Annotated in this window: 17 protein-coding genes; 7 read left to right on the forward strand and 10 right to left on the reverse strand. The window is 71.0% G+C overall.

Annotated elements, in window-relative coordinates; translation table 11 throughout:
• Positions 1-17: 17 nt before the first annotated feature.
• The 3 genes from OG390_RS26280 to OG390_RS26290 all read right to left on the reverse strand — a co-directional run bounded on the left by OG390_RS26280 (position 18) and on the right by OG390_RS26290 (position 2,567).
• Positions 18-215 (reverse strand): hypothetical protein, encoded by a 198-nt coding sequence (locus tag OG390_RS26280; RefSeq protein WP_406171571.1) that lies wholly within the window; start codon positions 213-215, stop codon positions 18-20.
• Positions 216-672: 457 nt separating this feature from the next.
• Positions 673-1,578 carry a SpoIIE family protein phosphatase gene (locus OG390_RS26285; protein ID WP_406171573.1) on the reverse strand — a complete coding sequence of 302 codons (906 nt, stop codon included), beginning with the start codon at positions 1,576-1,578 and terminating at the stop codon, positions 673-675.
• A gap of 335 nt (positions 1,579-1,913) precedes the next feature.
• Complete coding sequence (locus tag OG390_RS26290) at positions 1,914-2,567, reverse strand: FMN-dependent NADH-azoreductase (protein WP_406171575.1); 654 nt, start codon at positions 2,565-2,567, stop codon at positions 1,914-1,916.
• A 138-nt stretch (positions 2,568-2,705) separates the two neighbouring features.
• Here OG390_RS26290 and OG390_RS26295 point away from each other — a divergent pair, with 138 nt between their 5' ends.
• The 4 genes from OG390_RS26295 to OG390_RS26310 all read left to right on the forward strand — a co-directional run bounded on the left by OG390_RS26295 (position 2,706) and on the right by OG390_RS26310 (position 6,411).
• Complete coding sequence (locus OG390_RS26295; RefSeq protein WP_406171577.1) at positions 2,706-3,101, forward strand: winged helix-turn-helix transcriptional regulator; 396 nt, start codon at positions 2,706-2,708, stop codon at positions 3,099-3,101.
• 156 nt (positions 3,102-3,257) lie between these two features.
• Positions 3,258-4,694 carry a DUF2252 domain-containing protein gene (locus OG390_RS26300; RefSeq protein ID WP_406171579.1) on the forward strand — a complete coding sequence of 479 codons (1,437 nt, stop codon included), beginning with the start codon at positions 3,258-3,260 and terminating at the stop codon, positions 4,692-4,694.
• A 298-nt stretch (positions 4,695-4,992) separates the two neighbouring features.
• Entirely contained in the window at positions 4,993-5,985 is a 993-nt protein-coding gene (locus OG390_RS26305; protein ID WP_406171580.1) for a hypothetical protein, read from the forward strand.
• A 96-nt stretch (positions 5,986-6,081) separates the two neighbouring features.
• The gene (locus OG390_RS26310) at positions 6,082-6,411 is read left to right on the forward strand and encodes a rhodanese-like domain-containing protein (RefSeq protein ID WP_399076064.1); all 330 of its coding nucleotides are present in this window, start codon (positions 6,082-6,084) and stop codon (positions 6,409-6,411) included.
• Between the two features lie 167 nt (positions 6,412-6,578).
• On the opposite strand, the gene OG390_RS26315 is transcribed toward OG390_RS26310, so the two are convergent.
• The 6 genes from OG390_RS26315 to paaA form a co-directional block, all read right to left on the reverse strand.
• Positions 6,579-7,721 (reverse strand): acyl-CoA dehydrogenase family protein, encoded by a 1,143-nt coding sequence (locus OG390_RS26315; RefSeq protein WP_406171582.1) that lies wholly within the window; start codon positions 7,719-7,721, stop codon positions 6,579-6,581.
• 203 nt (positions 7,722-7,924) lie between these two features.
• Positions 7,925-8,989 (reverse strand): 1,2-phenylacetyl-CoA epoxidase subunit PaaE, encoded by a 1,065-nt coding sequence (gene paaE / locus OG390_RS26320; protein ID WP_406171584.1) that lies wholly within the window; start codon positions 8,987-8,989, stop codon positions 7,925-7,927.
• Positions 8,989-9,522 (reverse strand): 1,2-phenylacetyl-CoA epoxidase subunit PaaD, encoded by a 534-nt coding sequence (gene paaD, locus OG390_RS26325; protein WP_406171586.1) that lies wholly within the window; start codon positions 9,520-9,522, stop codon positions 8,989-8,991. Before paaD ends, paaE begins: the two co-directional genes overlap by 1 nt.
• The gene (gene paaC / locus OG390_RS26330) at positions 9,516-10,235 is read right to left on the reverse strand and encodes a 1,2-phenylacetyl-CoA epoxidase subunit PaaC (protein WP_406171588.1); all 720 of its coding nucleotides are present in this window, start codon (positions 10,233-10,235) and stop codon (positions 9,516-9,518) included. The genes paaD and paaC overlap by 7 nt, the downstream gene beginning before the upstream one ends.
• Positions 10,232-10,519, reverse strand: coding sequence for a 1,2-phenylacetyl-CoA epoxidase subunit PaaB (gene paaB / locus OG390_RS26335; RefSeq protein ID WP_095935482.1), 288 nt, complete (start codon positions 10,517-10,519; stop codon positions 10,232-10,234). The genes paaC and paaB overlap by 4 nt, the downstream gene beginning before the upstream one ends.
• Positions 10,516-11,580, reverse strand: coding sequence for a 1,2-phenylacetyl-CoA epoxidase subunit PaaA (gene paaA, locus OG390_RS26340; protein ID WP_406171591.1), 1,065 nt, complete (start codon positions 11,578-11,580; stop codon positions 10,516-10,518). The genes paaB and paaA overlap by 4 nt, the downstream gene beginning before the upstream one ends.
• A 261-nt stretch (positions 11,581-11,841) precedes the next feature.
• On the opposite strand from paaA, the gene OG390_RS26345 reads away from it, so the two are divergent.
• Genes OG390_RS26345 through OG390_RS26355 form a run of 3 tightly spaced genes read left to right on the forward strand, consistent with a single transcriptional unit; the run spans position 11,842 to position 14,926 of the window.
• Positions 11,842-12,870 carry a DUF5819 family protein gene (locus OG390_RS26345; RefSeq protein WP_406171593.1) on the forward strand — a complete coding sequence of 343 codons (1,029 nt, stop codon included), beginning with the start codon at positions 11,842-11,844 and terminating at the stop codon, positions 12,868-12,870.
• On the forward strand, positions 12,867-14,087 hold the full coding sequence (locus OG390_RS26350; protein WP_406171595.1) for an HTTM domain-containing protein: 1,221 nt from the start codon (positions 12,867-12,869) through the stop codon (positions 14,085-14,087). Before OG390_RS26345 ends, OG390_RS26350 begins: the two co-directional genes overlap by 4 nt.
• Positions 14,084-14,926 carry a TrmH family RNA methyltransferase gene (locus tag OG390_RS26355; RefSeq protein WP_406171597.1) on the forward strand — a complete coding sequence of 281 codons (843 nt, stop codon included), beginning with the start codon at positions 14,084-14,086 and terminating at the stop codon, positions 14,924-14,926. Before OG390_RS26350 ends, OG390_RS26355 begins: the two co-directional genes overlap by 4 nt.
• Before the next feature lie 43 nt (positions 14,927-14,969).
• Here the strand turns inward: OG390_RS26355 and paaN are convergent, their stop codons facing one another.
• Complete coding sequence (paaN, locus tag OG390_RS26360; RefSeq protein ID WP_406171598.1) at positions 14,970-16,661, reverse strand: phenylacetic acid degradation protein PaaN; 1,692 nt, start codon at positions 16,659-16,661, stop codon at positions 14,970-14,972.
• Positions 16,662-16,755 lie beyond the last annotated feature (94 nt).

Raw genomic sequence — 16,755 nt, forward strand, 5'->3', positions numbered from 1 at the left:
CGGGGACTTGGGCCGGATCACTTCGACGAGTCTGCGCGGTCCGCTTCCCACGGGTCAGCCAGGGAGCCGTAGCGTTCGGAGCGGGACTGGTCCGCTGTTGTCCACCTCCTCGATCGCTGCCGTGACGGCAGGTCGTCGATGAACGTGCGCTCGGCGCGCATCTCCAGGAGGCGCTCGTGACGGTCGCTGGGCGAGCGGGACTGGGTCTTGGTCATGGGCCGCCTCTGAGCAGACGGGCGGCTTCCTCGGCGGTGACGGCGGGCGGAACGGGAGGATGCGGGACAGGCCGTGAAGGGTGTCGACCCCGGCAGCAGCCACGATGACCGTGATGGGGAGCCCCGCATCGAAGAGCTCAACCAGCCAGGTCGACAACAGACGGCCCATGACCAGGCGTGGGCCATTCAGGCTGGGCTGACTGCGGGCCAGGAAGTTTGTGACGGTGTTGGTGCCGCGGCTGTGGCAGTTGGGGCGGAAAAGGTGCCGGGCAGTGCCTGGGGTGGCGAGGCGGTCGGCGGCAGAAGCCAGGACTCCTTCCCAAGGGGGGCGGCACAGGATTTCGCGTTGCGCCTCCATCGAGCCGAGCCGCGTCGCGGCCACGAGGTAGGAGGCTGCTCCTGCTCGCAGACTCCGGCCTCGGGTGGCTGCTGTCACGGCACACCGGGGCGAGTGACATCAAAGCTGTGGGTGACTCTGCCGCGAGCCACCTTGGTGAGTTGTAGCTTCAGGGGAGCCCTGGATGGTTTGCTCGGACCAGATCGTCTTGCCGTTCTGGCCATGGCGGCAGCCCCATCGTCCGCCGAGTTGAGCGACGAGGAACAGGCCGCGTCCTCCCTCGTCGGTTGTGCGGGCACGCCGCAGGCGGGGTTGAGTGCTGCTGGAGTCGGTTACCTCGCACACCAGGACGTTGTGGCGAATCAGACGGAGGTCCATCGGCGGACGACCGTAGCGGATGGCATTGGTCATCAGTTCGCTGACGATGAGTTCGGTGGTGAAGAGGAGGTCGTCCAAGCCCCACATGGTGAGTCGGCGGGTTATCCACTCTCGAGCCTCGGAGACGGCGGCCGGATCGGCCGGGATGTCCCAGTGAGCGGTGTCCGCCGCTGGGACGGCGCGGGTGCGGGCCAGCAGCAGGGCCGCGTCGTCGCGCGGCGGCTGGTCTGCCAGGTCGGCGAGGAGAGTCCGGCCGGTTTCGTCCAGGGCACGATCCGGACGGCAGGAAGCGGCGAGGGCTTCCGTCAGGCGCCGCAGGCCTTGGCCCATGTCGCGATCGCCCCGTTCGATCAGGCCGTCGGTGTAGAGAGCGAGGACGCTGCCCGGCTCAACGTCGATCACGGTGGTCTCGTACGGCATGCCGCTGAGGGCCAGTGGTGGCCCCGGGGAGATCCCGACTGCTTCGGCGGTCCCGTCGAGCCGGACCAGGACGGGTGGGGGGTGGCCGGCACTGGCCATGGTGCAGCGCCTGGTGACCGGGTCGTAGACCGCGTACAGGCATGTGCCGCCGACGATGTCGCGGTCGCCGCGTGGGGCTTCGGCCGCGAGGCGCTGGACCAGGTCGGCGATCCGGGTGAGCAGCGTCAAGGCTGAAGACGACTGGTTCGCCGTGTCGGAAGCTGCGCAGCAGGGGGTGGTCGGGAAGGGGCGGGATGGACTGGCCGCGCTTGATGCCAGCCGGCCACACCGCAGTGGTCGGCGCAAGGGCCGCGTTGGCCATGTCTCCACCGTTTAGCTGCTTCGAGGGTTCGTCCCCGTCGAAAACGGAGTGCGCAAGGTCGACTGCGGCGAGATCCCCGAACGCAGGTGCGAGAACGTCCGCAAGGTCCTGCGCAGTGCGCACGACGTCCAGGGATCCTCCTACTCGCTCGGCCACCTCGCGGGCGAGATCCAGATGACGGCGGGCACGCATCTGGTCGGCGTTACGCGGCGAGGCGCTCCGCGAGCTCCTTGGCCTTGGCGGCCGCGTCGTCGAGGGCCTTGCTGCGGGAGGCCTCGAAGAGGGGGACCAGCTCGGACATCGCCGGGTTGTGCGGTGCCATCGTGAGCTCCGGGACGATGAAGTCGACGTCCAGGGCGAGCATGTCGCGCAGGAGGGCCTCCAGGTAGTTCTGCACGTACTCGTAGCCCTCGCGCGGGGTGCCCGGCGCGTAGGAGCCGCCACGGCTGGCGACCACGGTGACCGGGGTGCCCTTCACCTTCGACTCTTCCGCCATGGCGGTGCGGCCCATGAGGACCACGTTGTCCAGCCACGCCTTGAGGGTCGACGGGATCGCGAAGTTGTACATGGGCGCGCCGATCAGGATCGCGTCCGCCTGCTCCAGCTCCTCGATGAGCCGCACGCGGTCGGCGAATGCGGCCGCCTGCTCGGGGGTGTGGGTGTCCGGGGCGGCGAAACCGGCGGTGTGGGCGTCGGCGGTGATGTGCGGCACGGGGTTCGCGGCGAGGTCGCGGTAGATCACCGTGCCGTCGGGGTGCTGCTCCTCCCATGCCTTGCGGAAGGCGTCCGTCACCACGCGGGAGGCGGAGGCGGAGCCCGGGAACACGGACGAGTCGATGTGAAGGAGGGTGGCCATGGGGTTCTCCGAACAAGCGGGTGTGAATGGGTCGTGGAACCGGGGGCCCGGGGTGGGCTTCCGTTTCGTACTCGACTAGAGATAACACAGCTACTTACTCTTTTTCATCCCCATACGAGGACGCAGTACTCTGAACCCATGGCGGAACTGGGAAGCCACGAAGCGGGGCCCTGTCAGAAGGTCGACGACGGCATGACGCGCGTCTTCCAGCTCCTCGGAAAACGCTGGACGGGCCTGGTCGTGGCCGTTCTGCTGCAACGTCCTGTCCACTTCGCCGAGCTGCGCAGGGCGATCCCCGGCATCAGCGAACGGATGCTCTCGGACCGGCTCACCGAGCTCGGCGCGGCCCGACTGGTCGTGCGCGAGGTCGACGAAGGGCCTCCGCTGCGGGTCTCGTACCGGTTGACGGAGGCAGGAGCGGCACTGGAACCCGCACTCAAGGAGCTCGGGTCCTGGGCGGAGAGGTACCTGCCGGAGAGCGGACCGTGCCCGGGGGAGCTCCGGAAGCATCCCGGTGCTTCTGTGGCTGAGTAGCCCTGGTGCTCCCGTGGCTGAGCAGTCCGGCACTTTTTCTCGCTGAGCAGCCCGGATCTCTGTGGCTGTGGAGTTGTCCACAGGGTCTGACGCGTTTCGGCGACCGGCTGTACGGTCAGCACGAGTTGATGTTCGTGCACGGGGGAGGCGGTCGGAATGACCGAGCTCGGGACAGCGGTTCCGGCGCAGAACGCGCCCAGGGCTTTCGGGGTACGGGAATTCGCGGTGCGCGGATTTGCCGCACGGCCCGTTCAGGGCTCGCCCAAAGAAGAGGGGAAGGCCCTGCGTGGGCAGATGCCGCGCGGCGCGCACGCCGAGCTGACGGTGGACGCCGGCCGGCCGGACGCCGTGACCGCGGTCGAGGAGTCCAACCGCGGCCGGATTCCCGCGCTCACGCCGATCCGGGTCGGCAGGATGGCGGCCACCCCCTTCGCTTTCCTGCGCGGTTCGGCGGGCCTCATGGCGTACGACCTCGCGCGCACCTCCGTGACCGGCATCGGCGCCCAGATATGCGGTGACGCGCACGCGGCGAACTTCGGTCTGTACGGGGACGCGCGTGGCGGCCTCGTCATCGACCTGAACGACTTCGACGAGACGGTGCACGGCCCCTGGGAGTGGGACCTCAAGCGGCTCGCCACCTCGCTCGTGCTCGCGGGCCGGGAGGCCGGGGCGGACGAGGACACCTGCCGGGCCGCCGCGCACGACACCGTGGGCGCGTACCGCCGCACCATGCGCCTGCTGGCCAAGCTGCCGGTGCTGGACGCGTGGAACGCGATCGCCGACGAGGAGCTCGTCTCGCACACCGACGCCCATGATCTGCTCGGCACGCTGGAGCGGGTCTCGGAGAAGGCGCGGGCCAACACCAGCGGCCGGTTCGCCGCGAAGTCGACGGAGCCGGTGGAGGGCGGCGGCCGACGCTTCGTGGACGCGTCGCCGGTGCTGCGCCGGATACCCGACGCGGAGGCGGCCGCGGTCGCCGCTTCCCTGGAGCACTACCTGACGACGCTCTCGGAGGACCGCCTCCCGCTCCTCGCCCGGTACACGGTGCACGACGTCGCCTTCCGTGTCGTCGGCACCGGCAGCGTGGGCACTCGCTCGTACGTCGTGTTGCTCCTGGACCACCGCGGCGAAGCCCTCGTGCTCCAAGTGAAGGAGGCCCGTGCCTCGGCGCTGCTCCCGCACCTGGCGACCGCCGGACACCCGATACCCGACGTGTCGCACGAGGGCCGCCGTGTGGTCCTCGGCCAGAAGCGCATGCAGGTCGTCAGCGACATCCTGCTCGGCTGGACCACGGTCGAAGGCCGCCCCTTCCAGGTACGCCAGTTCCGCAACCGCAAGGGCAGCGTCGACCCCGCGGCCCTCGCCGCCGACCAGGTGGACGACTACGCCCGCATGACCGGTGCCCTCCTCGCCCGCGCCCACGCCCACAGTGCCGACCCACGCCTCATCGCCGGGTACTGCGGCAAGAACGAGGAGCTCGACGAGGCCGTCGCGTCCTTCGCCGTGGCGTACGCGGACCGGACGGAGGCGGACCACGCGGAGTTGGTGGCGGCGGTGCGGGACGGGCGGGTCGCGGCTGAGCTGGGGGTTTGAGCTCGGCGCTGAAGGATCCCCTGCGGACGCGGTCGTCGGGGCGGAATGGACATGGCGCGGAGTGGTGTCCGGCAGGTGGTGATCGGCCGGTGGGGCGCGGGGCTTGGCGTCGGCGGCGCATAGGGGCTTGGGCTTGGCGCCGGCGTGGCAGGGAGCTCGGCGCCCGCAGGGCACGCGGGCGTGGCGCCGGCGGGGCACGCAGGTGTGGCGTGGGCAGAGCAGAGGCTCGGCGAAGGACTTCGCGGCCACCGCACGACTCCGCGGCCACCGCCTCCCGCCCGTGGCCTACGCTGGTCGCGTGACGACGCCGGAAGCCGAGCAGAGCCAGTCCGAGCCCACCGATGAGGGGGGACGGGAGCAGTCCGGTGCCCTGAAGGGCGGTGCGGACGAGTCCGCCCGGTCCGACGCGACGGGGTCGCCGCAGGAGGCTCCCGAGGGCGAGACGTTCCCGGAGGCGGAGGCGGCGCCCGAGGGCGAGACGCCCCAGCCCGCGGACACCGAGGGTGCCGCGCGGCCCGAGGAACGGTTGGAGCGGGCCGTGCGGGCGGCCGAGCAGGCGTTGATCGAGTTCGAGATCGCCGTGGAGACCTTCCGGGTCGAGGTCGAGAACTTCTCGCGGCTGCACCACCAGAAGCTCGGACCCATGTACTCCCGGCTCGACGAGCTGGATGCCCAGATCGCCGAGGCGCGGGCCGCGCGCACCGGCGACCCGGAGGACATACGCAAGGCGCACGAGGCGCGGGCCCGGGTCATGCCCATGCCCGGCGTCGAGGAGCTGTTGCACGGCTGGATGGACTCGGAGGGCCTGTTCCCGGAGGCTGTGGCGATGCTCACCGACCAGCCCGTACGGCCCCCGCAGCGCGTGCGCCCCAGTGAGGAGGCCCGCAAACTCTTCCGCGAGCTGGTCCGAAAGGCCCACCCGGACCTGGCACAGGACGAGGACGAGCGCAAGCGGCGCGACGAGTTCATCGCCCGGGTGAACGCGGCGTACGGCCGGGGCGACGAGGCGCTGCTGCGGGAGCTCTCCGAGGAGTGGGCCGCGGGTCCTACTGCCGAGGAGTGGAAGCCGAGCCGCAGCGAGGAGCTCTACGCCCGCCTCGAATGGCTCGCCCAGCGCAAGGAAATGCTCACCTTCGTCGCCCACGAACTGGAAGAGAGCGCCATCGGTGCGATGCTCAAGCTGGCCCCGGACGACCCGGACCGCCTCCTGGAGGAGATCGCCGAACAGCTGCTGACCCAGGTCGACGAGCGCAAGGCGGAGCTGGCCCAGCTGATCGCCCAGGCTCCCTGAGGACTCCGACGTCCTTGAAGGACAGCGGGCTGTCGACAGGGCACCGGGCTGCCCACGCGGTCAGGTAGCGTCGGAGGCATGAGTTTCGGAGCTGGTGTGCCCACGGTCGAGGTCGGGAATCTCACGGACGGTGACTTCCTGCTGGACGTCCGGGAGGACGACGAGTGGGAGGCAGGTCATGCCGAGGGCGCGCTGCACATCCCCATCAGTGAGTTCGTCGCCCGCTACGGCGAGCTGACCGAGGCGGCCCCGCAGGACGGTCGGGTCCATGTGATCTGCCGCTCCGGTGGCCGTTCGGCCCAGGTCACGCAGTACCTGGTTCAGCAGGGCATCGACGCCGTGAATGTCGACGGCGGCATGCAGGTCTGGGCAGCCGTCGGCCGCCCGGTCGTGGACGACAAGGGTCAGCCGGGCTTCGTGCTGTAGCCCCCGGTGACCGGGGGTGCCGGCCACCCGCGGCGGCGAAGGTGAGCCCGCGCGGTGGCGCCGGCCCGGCGATCAGCCCGGCCAGTGCGGTGCCTGACAACTGCGCCGCCCGGCCGGTGCACTGTGGCGTGGCGGGATCAGCCCGGCGGATGCGGTCGCCCCGGCCTTCACCCCAGCGGATGTGCTGCCAGCAGATCCCCCAGCGTCTCCTCGTGCGCCGGCGCCGGTCCGAGCGAGAGTTCCAGCTGCTTGGCCCAGGCGTGGTACCGGTGCAGCGGATAGTCGATGTCGGCGCCGAATCCTCCGTGCAGGTGCTGGGCGGTCTGGACGACTCGCCGTACCCCTTCCGAAGCCCAGATCTTGGCGACAGCCACGTCCCCCGAGGCCGGCAGCGCACCCCCGGCCCCCGTACTGATCCGCCAGGCGGCCTGCCACAGTGTGGCCTCCATGGCGCGCAGGTCGATATAGCGGTCGGCGGCCTGCACGGCGACCGCCTGGAACGTAGCGACCGGGAACCCGAACTGCTCGCGCTTGCTGGTGTACTCACTGGTCATTCCGAGGACGCCCTCCCCGAGCCCGAGCGCCAGCGCACATGTCCCGGTGGCCAGCAGTTCGCGCAGCCACTCCCACGCCCCCTCCGCGTCGATGACGTCCCGGACGGAGATCCGCGCGGACTCAAGACGCACTTCGCCGAGCCGCTCACCGGTGGTGGAGATCTGCTCGGCGAGCACGACCCCTTCGTGGACGCGGGGGACGAGGGCGAGGACCGCCCGGTCGGCGTCCGTGTGCGCGGGTACGACGATGTAGTCGGCGTTGTGGGCCCAGGCAACCGCCGTCTGCACTCCGTCCAGCACCCACACGTCACCGTCCCGGCCGTCGTGTCGTGCGGTCACGGCGAGCTCGGCCGGATCGTGGCCGGTGCGGCCATGGGCGGCGACGGTCAGCACGAGCTCGCCCCGGCCCGCCCGGGCCAGCAGCTCCGCCTTCAACTCCGCACCGCCGTACGTCTGCACGGCCACCGCCGCCGCACAGCTCTCCAACAGTGGCACTCGCGCCAGCACCCTCGCCGACTCGCGCAGCACCAGGCACAGCGCGACCGCGTCCAGGCCCACCCCGCCGTACTCCGCGTCGAGCAGCAGGCTCAGCAGGTCCGCGTCGGCGAGCCTCGTCCACAGCGGCCGGTCGAAGTCCTCGGCGACGGCGCCCGCGGTGAGCGCGGGGCTGGGCACCCCGTCCGGCGCGACCCCGCCGAACACCGCCTTCGCCGCCTCGACCGCCGCCTGCTGCTCCTCGGTGAAGGTGAAGTCCACGGTCCTGTCCTCCCACGCGCCGGCCAACCGACCGGAGTTCCGGATCTCCGGGCTCCTGATCTGACGGACCGTCAAGATAGAACAGGTTCTGTGAGAAGGGAACGGTCGGCCTCGACTCACCGACGGTCACGCAGAGCCGCCGACTGCACAGAGCCGTCGGCCGGAGCGAGCCGTCGGCCGGCATCGAGCCTGCCGGCCTCGACCTACCGGTCGAAGTCCAACTCCACCTTCTCCGTGGCCGGATGCGACTGACAGGCCAGTACGTACCCCGCCTCCGTCTCCTCCGGCTCCAGCGCGAAGTTGCGGTCCATCCGCACCTCGCCCGAGACCAGGAAGGCGCGGCAGGTCCCGCATACCCCTCCCTTGCAGGCGTAGGGCGCGTCCGGCCGGTTGCGCAGGACCGCCTCCAGGAGCGACTCGCCGTCGTGGACGGGCCACGTCCCGCCGCGGCCGTCGAGCCGGGCGGTCACCATGCTGTGCGCGGGGGCCGACACACGGGGAGCCGTCGCGGCCCCCTCGTCCACATGGAATATCTCCTCGTGGACGCGCGTCCGCGCCACGCCGAGTCCGCGCAGCGCACGCTCCGCCCCCTGCACCAGACCGAACGGCCCGCAAAGGAACCACCCGGCGACCCGGTCCACGGGCAGCAGCGCCGGAAGCAGCCCGGTGAGCCGCTCCTGGTCGAGCCGCCCGGACGGCAGTCCCGCCTGCTGCTCCTCCCGGGAGAGCACCGTCACCAGCTGGAACCGCTCGGGAAAGCGGTCCTTGAGGTCGGCGACCTCCTCCAGGAACATCGTCGACGCCGACGTCCGGTCGCTGCGTATGAGGCAGAACCTCGCCTCGGGCTCGCGCGCCAGCAGCGTCGAGACGATCGACAGCACCGGGGTGATCCCGCTGCCGCCCACCACGGCGGCGTACAGCCCGGCCGCGGGTTCGAGCGTGAAGCGTCCCGCCGGCGTCATCACCTCCACCTCGTCGCCGACGGCGATCTCCTTGAGCGCGTACGTCGAGAACGCCCCGCCGTCGACCAGGCGCACCCCGACCCGCAGCGTTCGCGGGCCCTCGTCGGCGGAGGCGGGCGCCGGTGAGCAGATCGAGTACGTACGGCGGACCTCCGTGCCGTCGACCGTGCGGCGCAGCGCGAGGTGCTGGCCGGGCGCGTGCCGGTAGTCCTCACGCAGGGCGGGCGGTACCGCGAAGGTCAGGGCCACCGAGTCGTCGGTGAGCCGGTCGACCGCGGCCACCGGGAGCGGGTGGAACCGGGCCATCACAACTCCTTGAAGTGGTCGAACGGTTCGCGGCAGGACAGGCAGCGGCGCAGCGCCTTGCACGCGGTGGACGAGAAGCGGCTGAGCAGCTCGGTGTCGGCGGATCCGCAGTGCGGACAGCGCACCGGCTCCAGCTCCGGCTTGGCGGTCACCGTCCGAGTGGGCCCCAGTGCGACGGTCACCGGCCCCGTCGGGCGTCCGCCGCGCGGCGGTGCTATCCCGAACTCCCGTAGTTTGCGGCGGCCTTCGTCCGAGATGTCGTCCGTCGACCAGGCCGGGCTGAGCACCGTACGGACCGACACCTCCCGTACACCGTGCTCGTGCAGCACCCGCTCGATGTCCACGGACATCGCCTCGATGGCCGGACAGCCGGTGTACGTCGGGGTCAGCTCGACCTCGACCGAGTCCGCGCCTCGGACATGCACGGCGCGCAGTACGCCGAGCTCCTCCAGGGTCAGCACGGGCAGCTCGGGGTCGGCAACCGAACCGGCCAGTCTGCGCAGTTCCTCCTCGAGGGCGGTGGTCGTCACCATGACGCCCCCGGATGACTGCGGTGCAGATGCTGCATCTCAGCGAGCATCCGCCCGAAGGGTTCGGTGTGCAGACCCTGGCGACCCGCGCCGGCCGTCCACGCCCCGGACTGCGGTCCCTCGGGGAGGGACAGGGTGGCGCGGCGCAGAATGCTCCCCACGGAGTCCAGCCAGGCGACCTGCATGCCGTCCCAGTCGATGTCCACGCCCTCGATCGGCTGGAACATCTCGCCCGTGAACCGCCACAGCGCCTCGCATGCCCGTCGCATCCGCTCATGGCTGACGTCGGTGCCGTCGCCGAGCCGCAGCGTCCACTGCTCGGCATGGTCCTGGTGGTAGGCGACCTCTTTGACCGCCTTCGCGGCGAGCGGCGCGAAGGCACCCTCCCCGGAGGCCAGTTGCGCGTACAGGAGCCGCTGGTAGGTGGAGAAGTACAGCTGGCGGGCGATCGTATGGGCGAAGTCGCCGTTCGGCTGCTCGACGAGCTGGAGGTTGCGGAAGGCGCGCTCCTCGCGCAGATAGGCCAGCTCGTCCTCGTCACCGGCCATGGTCAGCAGCACCCGGGCCTGGCCCAGCAGGTCCAGAGCGATGTTGGCCAGGGCGACTTCCTCTTCGAGGACGGGAGCGTGGCCCGCCCACTCCCCCAGACGGTGCGAGAGCACCAGGGCGTCGTCGCCGAGGGCCAGGGCGGCCGCGGTGTTCACGGTGATCGTCACAGGTGCTTCACCCCTTCCGGGATCTCATAGAACGTCGGGTGCCGGTAGGGCTTGTCCGCGGCCGGTTCGAAGAACGGGTCCTTCTCATCGGGCGAGGAAGCCGTGATGGCGGCAGACGGGACGACCCAGATCGAGACGCCCTCGCCGCGGCGCGTGTACAGATCGCGTGCGTTGCGCAGGGCCAGCTCGGCGTCCGGCGCGTGCAGGCTGCCGGCGTGGGTGTGCGAGAGGCCGCGGCGCGAGCGCACGAAGACCTCCCACAGGGGCCAGTCGTTGGTTGTCATGCTCGCGCCTTCCCGTTCTCGCCGGCCGTGCCGCCGCTGTGTTCGTCCCCGCGCCCGGAGGCGGGCTCCGCACGGTCGGCCTGCTTGTCCGCGTACGCCGCGGCGGCCTCCCGGACCCACGCGCCCTCGTCGTGTGCGCGCTTGCGCTGCGTGATGCGCTGTTCGTTGCAGGGGCCGTTCCCCTTGAGGACCTCCCAGAACTCCGTCCAGTCGATCGCGCCGAAGTCGTGCTGCCCCCGCTCCTCGTTCCACACCAGGTCCGGGTCCGGCAGGGTCAGGCCCAGTGATTCGGCCTGGGGGACGCAGATGTCCACGAAGCGCTGGCGCAGCTCGTCGTTCGAATGGCGCTTGATCTTCCACGCCATCGACTGCGCCGAGTGCGAGGACTCGTCGTCGGGCGGGCCGAACATCATCAGGGAGGGCCACCACCAGCGGTTCACCGCGTCCTGCGCCATCTCGTGCTGCTCGGGGGTGCCGCGGCTGAGGGCCAGCAGCAGCTCGTACCCCTGGCGCTGGTGGAAGGACTCCTCCTTGCAGATGCGGACCATCGCGCGTGCGTACGGCCCGTACGAGCAGCGGCACAGGGGGACCTGGTTGGTGATCGCGGCGCCGTCCACCAGCCAGCCGATGGCGCCGACGTCTGCCCAGGTCAGCGTCGGGTAGTTGAAGATCGACGAGTACTTCTGGCGGCCGGTGTGCAGCTTGTCCAGGAGCTCGTCGCGGCCGGTGCCGAGAGTCTCGGCCGCGCTGTACAGATACAGCCCGTGTCCGGCCTCGTCCTGGACCTTCGCCATCAGGATCGCCTTGCGGCGCAGGGAGGGCGCGCGCGTGATCCAGTTGGCTTCCGGCTGCATGCCGATGATCTCGGAGTGGGCGTGCTGCGCGATCTGCCGGACCAGGGTGGAGCGATAGGCGTCGGGCATCCAGTCGCGGGGCTCGATGCGCTCGTCGGCCGCCACCGCGGCGTCGAAGACGGCCTCGTGCGCCGCGGTGCGCGCCGCTTCGGCCGCCGGTCCGTCCGCTTGTACACGGGCCGTGTGGTGCGCTGCTGCTGTCGCCATGCGGTCCCCCTCGACCTCTCACTCCCGACCGACCGATCGTTCGGTCCGCTCGAATCCATGGTCGGCCGAGCGCCGTAAGGTGTCAACCGCTGTGGATAACCTCATGGGCACTGGTGTGGCCGCTGTGTCTCATGGGGCTGTGCCGGATGGCACGGTCTGAGTACGGTGCCGGTGCGAACGTCGCGGCGCGGTACGCGGTGACGGTACGGTGCCCGCGGCCCGGCGGCCGGCATCGGATTCGGGATCGTGAATCGGGGCGGAATGGACGCGTACGACGAGAGCGCGAGGACCGGGCCAGGGCCGGACGGTGCCACGCCGGACGCTTCCCTGCCCGATGGGTCTGTGCGGGACGGGTCTGTGCGCGATGGGTCTGCGCGTGACCGGGCCGCGCGTGACAGTTCGGTGCCTGACAGCTCCGTGACCGAGCCCCGCACATCGGAAACCCCCACATCCGAGGCCGCCACATCCCGGCCTCCCGCCTCCCCCGAGCCTCCCGCCTCCCCCCGGCCTCCCGCGCCTCCCGCGCCTCCCGCGCCTCCCGCGCCCCCCGGGCCCCCCGCCTTCGAGGTATCAGCGTCCGAGGCGCCTGCCCGCCAACAGACGGAGCCCGTCGTCGAACCCTCCACACCCACCGGCATCGCCGCCCTCCCCCTTCGCTCCCAGATCGCCGCCGCCCTCGCCCTCGCTGTCGTCGCGGTCGTCGCCTGTGTGCACCTCGGCATGGTGTTCCTGCACGTCGCGCCCTCGAACACGGTCACCAAGCAGCACGGCCGGGCGATCGACGAATGGATCTATCCCGAGTTCGAGCAGAACTGGAAACTCTTCGCCCCCAACCCGCTGCAGCAGAACATCGCGATCCAGGTCCGCGCCCTGGTCCGCGCTTCGGACGGCACCAGCCGCGAGACCGGCTGGTACGACCTGTCCGCGCTCGATGGCCAGGCCATCGACGGCAATCTGCTGCCGAGCCACACCCAGCAGAACGAACTGCGCCGCGCCTGGGACTTCTACGCCAGTACGCACGACGGCCAGAACCGCCCCGCGGGCCTGCGCGGCGACCTCTCCGAACGCTATCTGCGCCGGATCGCCGTACTGCGCCTCGACCGCGAGCACGCGGGTGGCGCGGGCGCCGTCGTCGAACGCGTCCAGGTCCGCTCCCGCACCACCAATGTTCCGCCCCCCAAGTGGAGCGAGGAGAAGGTGTCCGACAAGCCCATCGTCCGCGAGCTGCCCTGGTGGTCCGTCCCCGAGAGCGACCGCAGGGGCGGGCTGATGGAGGCGAGCGCCCGATGAGCCGATTCGCCCTGTTGGTCTCGCGCGGCATCACCCGAGTCACCGAGAGCGCCCTCGGCCCGTACCAGAGCGCCGTGATCCGCATCGGTTTCGCCGCCACCTGGCTGCTGTTCCTGCTGCGCGAGTACCCGCACCGCCAGGAGATGTACGGGCCCGACGGACCGTGGAACTGGGACCTCGCCCAGCAGCTCATAGCGACCAATCACTCGTTCACGGCCCTGATGTGGTCCGACAGCCAGGTCTGGTTCGAGATCGTCTACGCCCTTGCCGTCCTCTCCAGCGGCCTGCTGCTCGTGGGCTGGCGGTCCCGCACGATGTCCGTGCTCTTCATGGTGGGCGTGCTCTCCCTGCAGAACCGCAGCGTCTTCATGGGGGACGGCGGCGACAACGTCATCCACCTGATGGCGATCTACCTGGTGTTCACACGCTGCGGCCAGGTGTGGTCGCTGGACGCTTGGAGGGCGCGGCTCGCGCGGGAGGCACGCGCGCGTGGCGAGCGGACCGGACCCGACCGCGTCGGGCCGGCCCTGTGGGCGGTGCTAGGTCTGGCGCTGGCCGGGGTGACGCTCACCGGCCGGGTCGGCCCGGGCTGGCTGGTGTTCTTCTGGGGACTGTGGGCGGCGCAGGCCCTGTGGTGGGTCGTCGGCCGCCGCGCCCGCACCGCGGAGCCACGGGTCCTGCTGGACGTCTTCGCCAACCTCGTGCACAACGGGGCGCTGCTCGTGATCATGGCCGAGGCGTGTCTGATCTACGCGACCGCCGGCTGGTACAAGATCCAGGGCTCGCGCTGGCAGGACGGCACCGCCGTCTACTACCCCCTCCACCTGGACTACTTCTCGCCCTGGCCCGCGCTGTCCGACCTGATGTCCGCGCACGGCACGATCGTGATGGTGGTGACGTACGGGACGGTCGCCGCGCAGGTCGCCTTCCCCTTCACCCTGTTCAACCGACGGGTCAAGAACGTCCTCCTGGCGGCCATGATGACTGAGCACGCCGTGATCGCCGTGGTCCTCGGACTGCCGTTCTTCTCGCTCGCGATGATCGCCGCCGACGCGGTGTTTCTGCCGACCCCCTTCCTGCGGAGCCTCGGCGGACGGGCGGCACGCGCGCGTGGAGGGCTGTTCGCGGGCCGTGGCCGTACGGTGCCGGGGCCGCGCGAGCAGCAGGAGCGCATCCCGGAGCAGGCCGAGGACACCCACGTAGGCTTCACGGCATGAACGAGACGGACGCCCGTACGCCGGACGAGGAGATCGGCGCCGGTACGCCGGGCGACGAGCGCGCTGCCGGCACTCCGGACGTCTCGGGCGGTGCGCATGCCGTACGCGCCTGGCGACGGCTCGCCGACGGGTCCGTCCTGCTCGACGGTTTCCACGCGCTCAAGCACGCGGTGCGCTTCCAGGCGCGTATCCCCGCGGCCGTCACGACCGACCGGAAGGCGGCGCTCGCGCTGGCCGACGAACTGGCCCCTGACGTACGCGAGGCCGTCGACGCGCTGCTGGTGGAGGTCTCGGAGGCGACGTTCGCGTCTCTCGTGGCGCGCCCGCACCCCACCGCGATGGCGGCTCTGGCCGTACGTCCGTCCAGGGCGGCCAATCTGGAGACGCTGGCCCGCACGCCCCGCAGCACGCCCGTCGTCGTCCTCGACAACCCCCGCAACCTGGGCAACGCCGGTGCCGTGATCCGGCTCGCGGCCGGCTTCGGCGCGACCGGTGTGGTCACCACGGGCACGCTCGACCCCTGGCACCCCACGGTCGTGCGCGGCGGGGCCGGCCTGCACTTCGCGACCGCCGTGGAGCGGCTGCGGGTGGACGAGCTGCCGCCGGGCCCGGTGTTCGCCCTCGACCCGGAGGGTGAGGACATCCGGGGGCTGAAGCTTCCCGACGACGCCGTGCTCGCCTTCGGCTCCGAGCGCAGCGGCCTTTCCCCGGAACTCCGCGCCCGAGCCGACCACTTGGTGTCGCTGCCGATGCGCCCCCAGGTCTCCAGCTACAACCTCGCGACCAGTGTGGCCATGACGCTGTTCCACTGGAGTGCGACGGGGAGCGCATCGGCGTAGCCACGGCACGGCGCCGGTGTAGGCGCCGCCCCGGCGCAAACGCTTATGCCTCCCGGCGCACCTCGACCACCCGGAAGCGGTTGGCGACGAAAGCCCCGTCGCACAGCGCGGCGTTGGCGGCCGGGTTGCCGCCTGAGCCGTGGAAGTCCGAGAAGGCCGCCGTCTGGTTGACGTACACCCCGCCCGTGAGGTTCAGGGAGAGCTGGGCGCACTCCTCCAGGCAGGCCTCCTGCACGGCCTGCTCGACCTCCTCGTCGGTGGTGTAAGCGCCGACCGTCATCGCGCCCTTGTCCCTGATGGTGCGGCGCAGCAGCTCCACGGCGTCCGCGGCGGAGTCGACCGCGACGGCGAAGGAGACGGGCCCGAAGCACTCGCTCATGTAGGCCGATTCGTCGTCCGGCTTGGCGCCGTCGAGCTTCACGATCAGCGGCGTACGGACGACCGCGTTCGGGAACTCCGGGTTGCTGATCTCCCGTGAGGGGAGGGCGACTTCGCCGAGACCCGTGGCGGCCTCCAGGCGGGCCTTCACGTCCGGGTTCACGATGGCGCCGAGCAGCGCGTTGGCCCGGGCGTCGTCGCCGAGGAGTCCGCCGACCGACTTCGCGAGGTCGGCGACCACCTCGTCGTAGGACTTGGGGCCCTCCTCCGTGCGGATGCCGTCGCGGGGGATCAGCAGGTTCTGCGGGGTCGTGCACATCTGGCCGCTGTACAGGGACAGCGAGAACGCCAGGTTGGACAGCATCCCCTTGTAGTCGCCGGTCGACTCCACGATCACCGTGTTGACGCCGGCCTTCTCCGTGTAGACCTGCGCCTGGCGGGCGTTGGTCTCCAGCCAGTCGCCGAACGCCGTCGAGCCCGTGTAGTCGATGATCCGGATCTCGGGCCGGACCGCCAGGGTCTTGGCGATGCCCTCTCCGGGGCGCTCGGCGGCCAGTGCCACCAGGTTCGGGTCGAAGCCCGCTTCGGCGAGCACCTCGCGCGCGACGTGGACGGTGAGCGCGAGCGGCAGCACCGCGCGCGGGTGGGGCTTGACCAGGACCGCGTTGCCGGTGGCGAGGGAGGCGAACAGGCCCGGGTAGCCGTTCCACGTCGGGAAGGTGTTGCAGCCGATCACCAGCGCGATGCCGCGCGGGACGGGCGTGAACTGCTTGGTCAGCGCGAGCGGGTCGCGCTTGCCCTGGGGCTTGGTCCACTCGGCGTTGTCCGGGGTGCGGACCTGCTCCACGTACGCGTACGCCACCGCCTCCAGGCCGCGGTCCTGCGCGTGCGGGCCGCCCGCCTGGAACGCCATCATGAAGGCCTGGCCGCTGGTGTGCATGACCGCGTGCGCGAACTCGTGCGTGCGGTCGCTGATGCGCTTGAGGATCTCCATACACACCACGGCGCGGATTTCCGCGCCCGCGTCGCGCCAGGCGCGCTGTCCGGCCCGCATGGCGGGCAGCAGCACGTCGAGGTCCGCGTGCGGGTACGTGACGCCCAGATCGATTCCGTACGGCGACTTCTCCTCGCCCACCCAGTCGTCCGTGCCGGGCTGGCCGAGGTCGAGGCGGGTGCCCAGGAGGGCGTCGAAGGCGGCCTTGCCTTCCGCCATGCCCAGGCTGCCGTTCTCGCCGTACGCCTTGGGGTGCTCGGGGTGCGGGGACCAGTACGCGCGCGTGCGGATCGCTTCCAGCGCCTGGTCGAGAGTGGGCCGGTGCTGGGCGATCAGCTGGTGCGCGGACAGTTCGGCGGCCATGCGGGACCAACTCCTCGTCTCAAGAGCTCTTCGTTGAACTCATGACCTGGGCAGAAACAGCCGGACAGAGTTAGAGTAACCGAACGATCGGTCG

Origin of the sequence: Streptomyces sp. NBC_00996 (assembly GCF_045162675.1) — a bacterium.
Lineage (GTDB): Bacteria > Actinomycetota > Actinomycetes > Streptomycetales > Streptomycetaceae > Streptomyces.

Bases quoted from the DNA above. Each gene is read 5' to 3' on its own strand.
- paaN (WP_406171598.1), bottom strand. From the start codon at position 16,661: ATGGCCGCCGAACTGTCCGCGCACCAGCTGATCGCCCAGCACCGGCCC.
- paaE (WP_406171584.1), bottom strand. From the start codon at position 8,989: ATGGCCCGGTTCCACCCGCTCCCGGTGGCCGCGGTCGACCGGCTCACC.
- OG390_RS26295 (WP_406171577.1), top strand. From the start codon at position 2,706: ATGGCGGAACTGGGAAGCCACGAAGCGGGGCCCTGTCAGAAGGTCGAC.
- paaA (WP_406171591.1), bottom strand. From the start codon at position 11,580: ATGGCGACAGCAGCAGCGCACCACACGGCCCGTGTACAAGCGGACGGA.
- OG390_RS26345 (WP_406171593.1), top strand. From the start codon at position 11,842: ATGGACGCGTACGACGAGAGCGCGAGGACCGGGCCAGGGCCGGACGGT.
- OG390_RS26290 (WP_406171575.1), bottom strand. From the start codon at position 2,567: ATGGCCACCCTCCTTCACATCGACTCGTCCGTGTTCCCGGGCTCCGCC.
- OG390_RS26350 (WP_406171595.1), top strand. From the start codon at position 12,867: ATGAGCCGATTCGCCCTGTTGGTCTCGCGCGGCATCACCCGAGTCACC.
- OG390_RS26280 (WP_406171571.1), bottom strand. From the start codon at position 215: ATGACCAAGACCCAGTCCCGCTCGCCCAGCGACCGTCACGAGCGCCTC.
- OG390_RS26355 (WP_406171597.1), top strand. From the start codon at position 14,084: ATGAACGAGACGGACGCCCGTACGCCGGACGAGGAGATCGGCGCCGGT.
- OG390_RS26300 (WP_406171579.1), top strand. From the start codon at position 3,258: ATGACCGAGCTCGGGACAGCGGTTCCGGCGCAGAACGCGCCCAGGGCT.
- paaD (WP_406171586.1), bottom strand. From the start codon at position 9,522: ATGGTGACGACCACCGCCCTCGAGGAGGAACTGCGCAGACTGGCCGGT.
- paaB (WP_095935482.1), bottom strand. From the start codon at position 10,519: ATGACAACCAACGACTGGCCCCTGTGGGAGGTCTTCGTGCGCTCGCGC.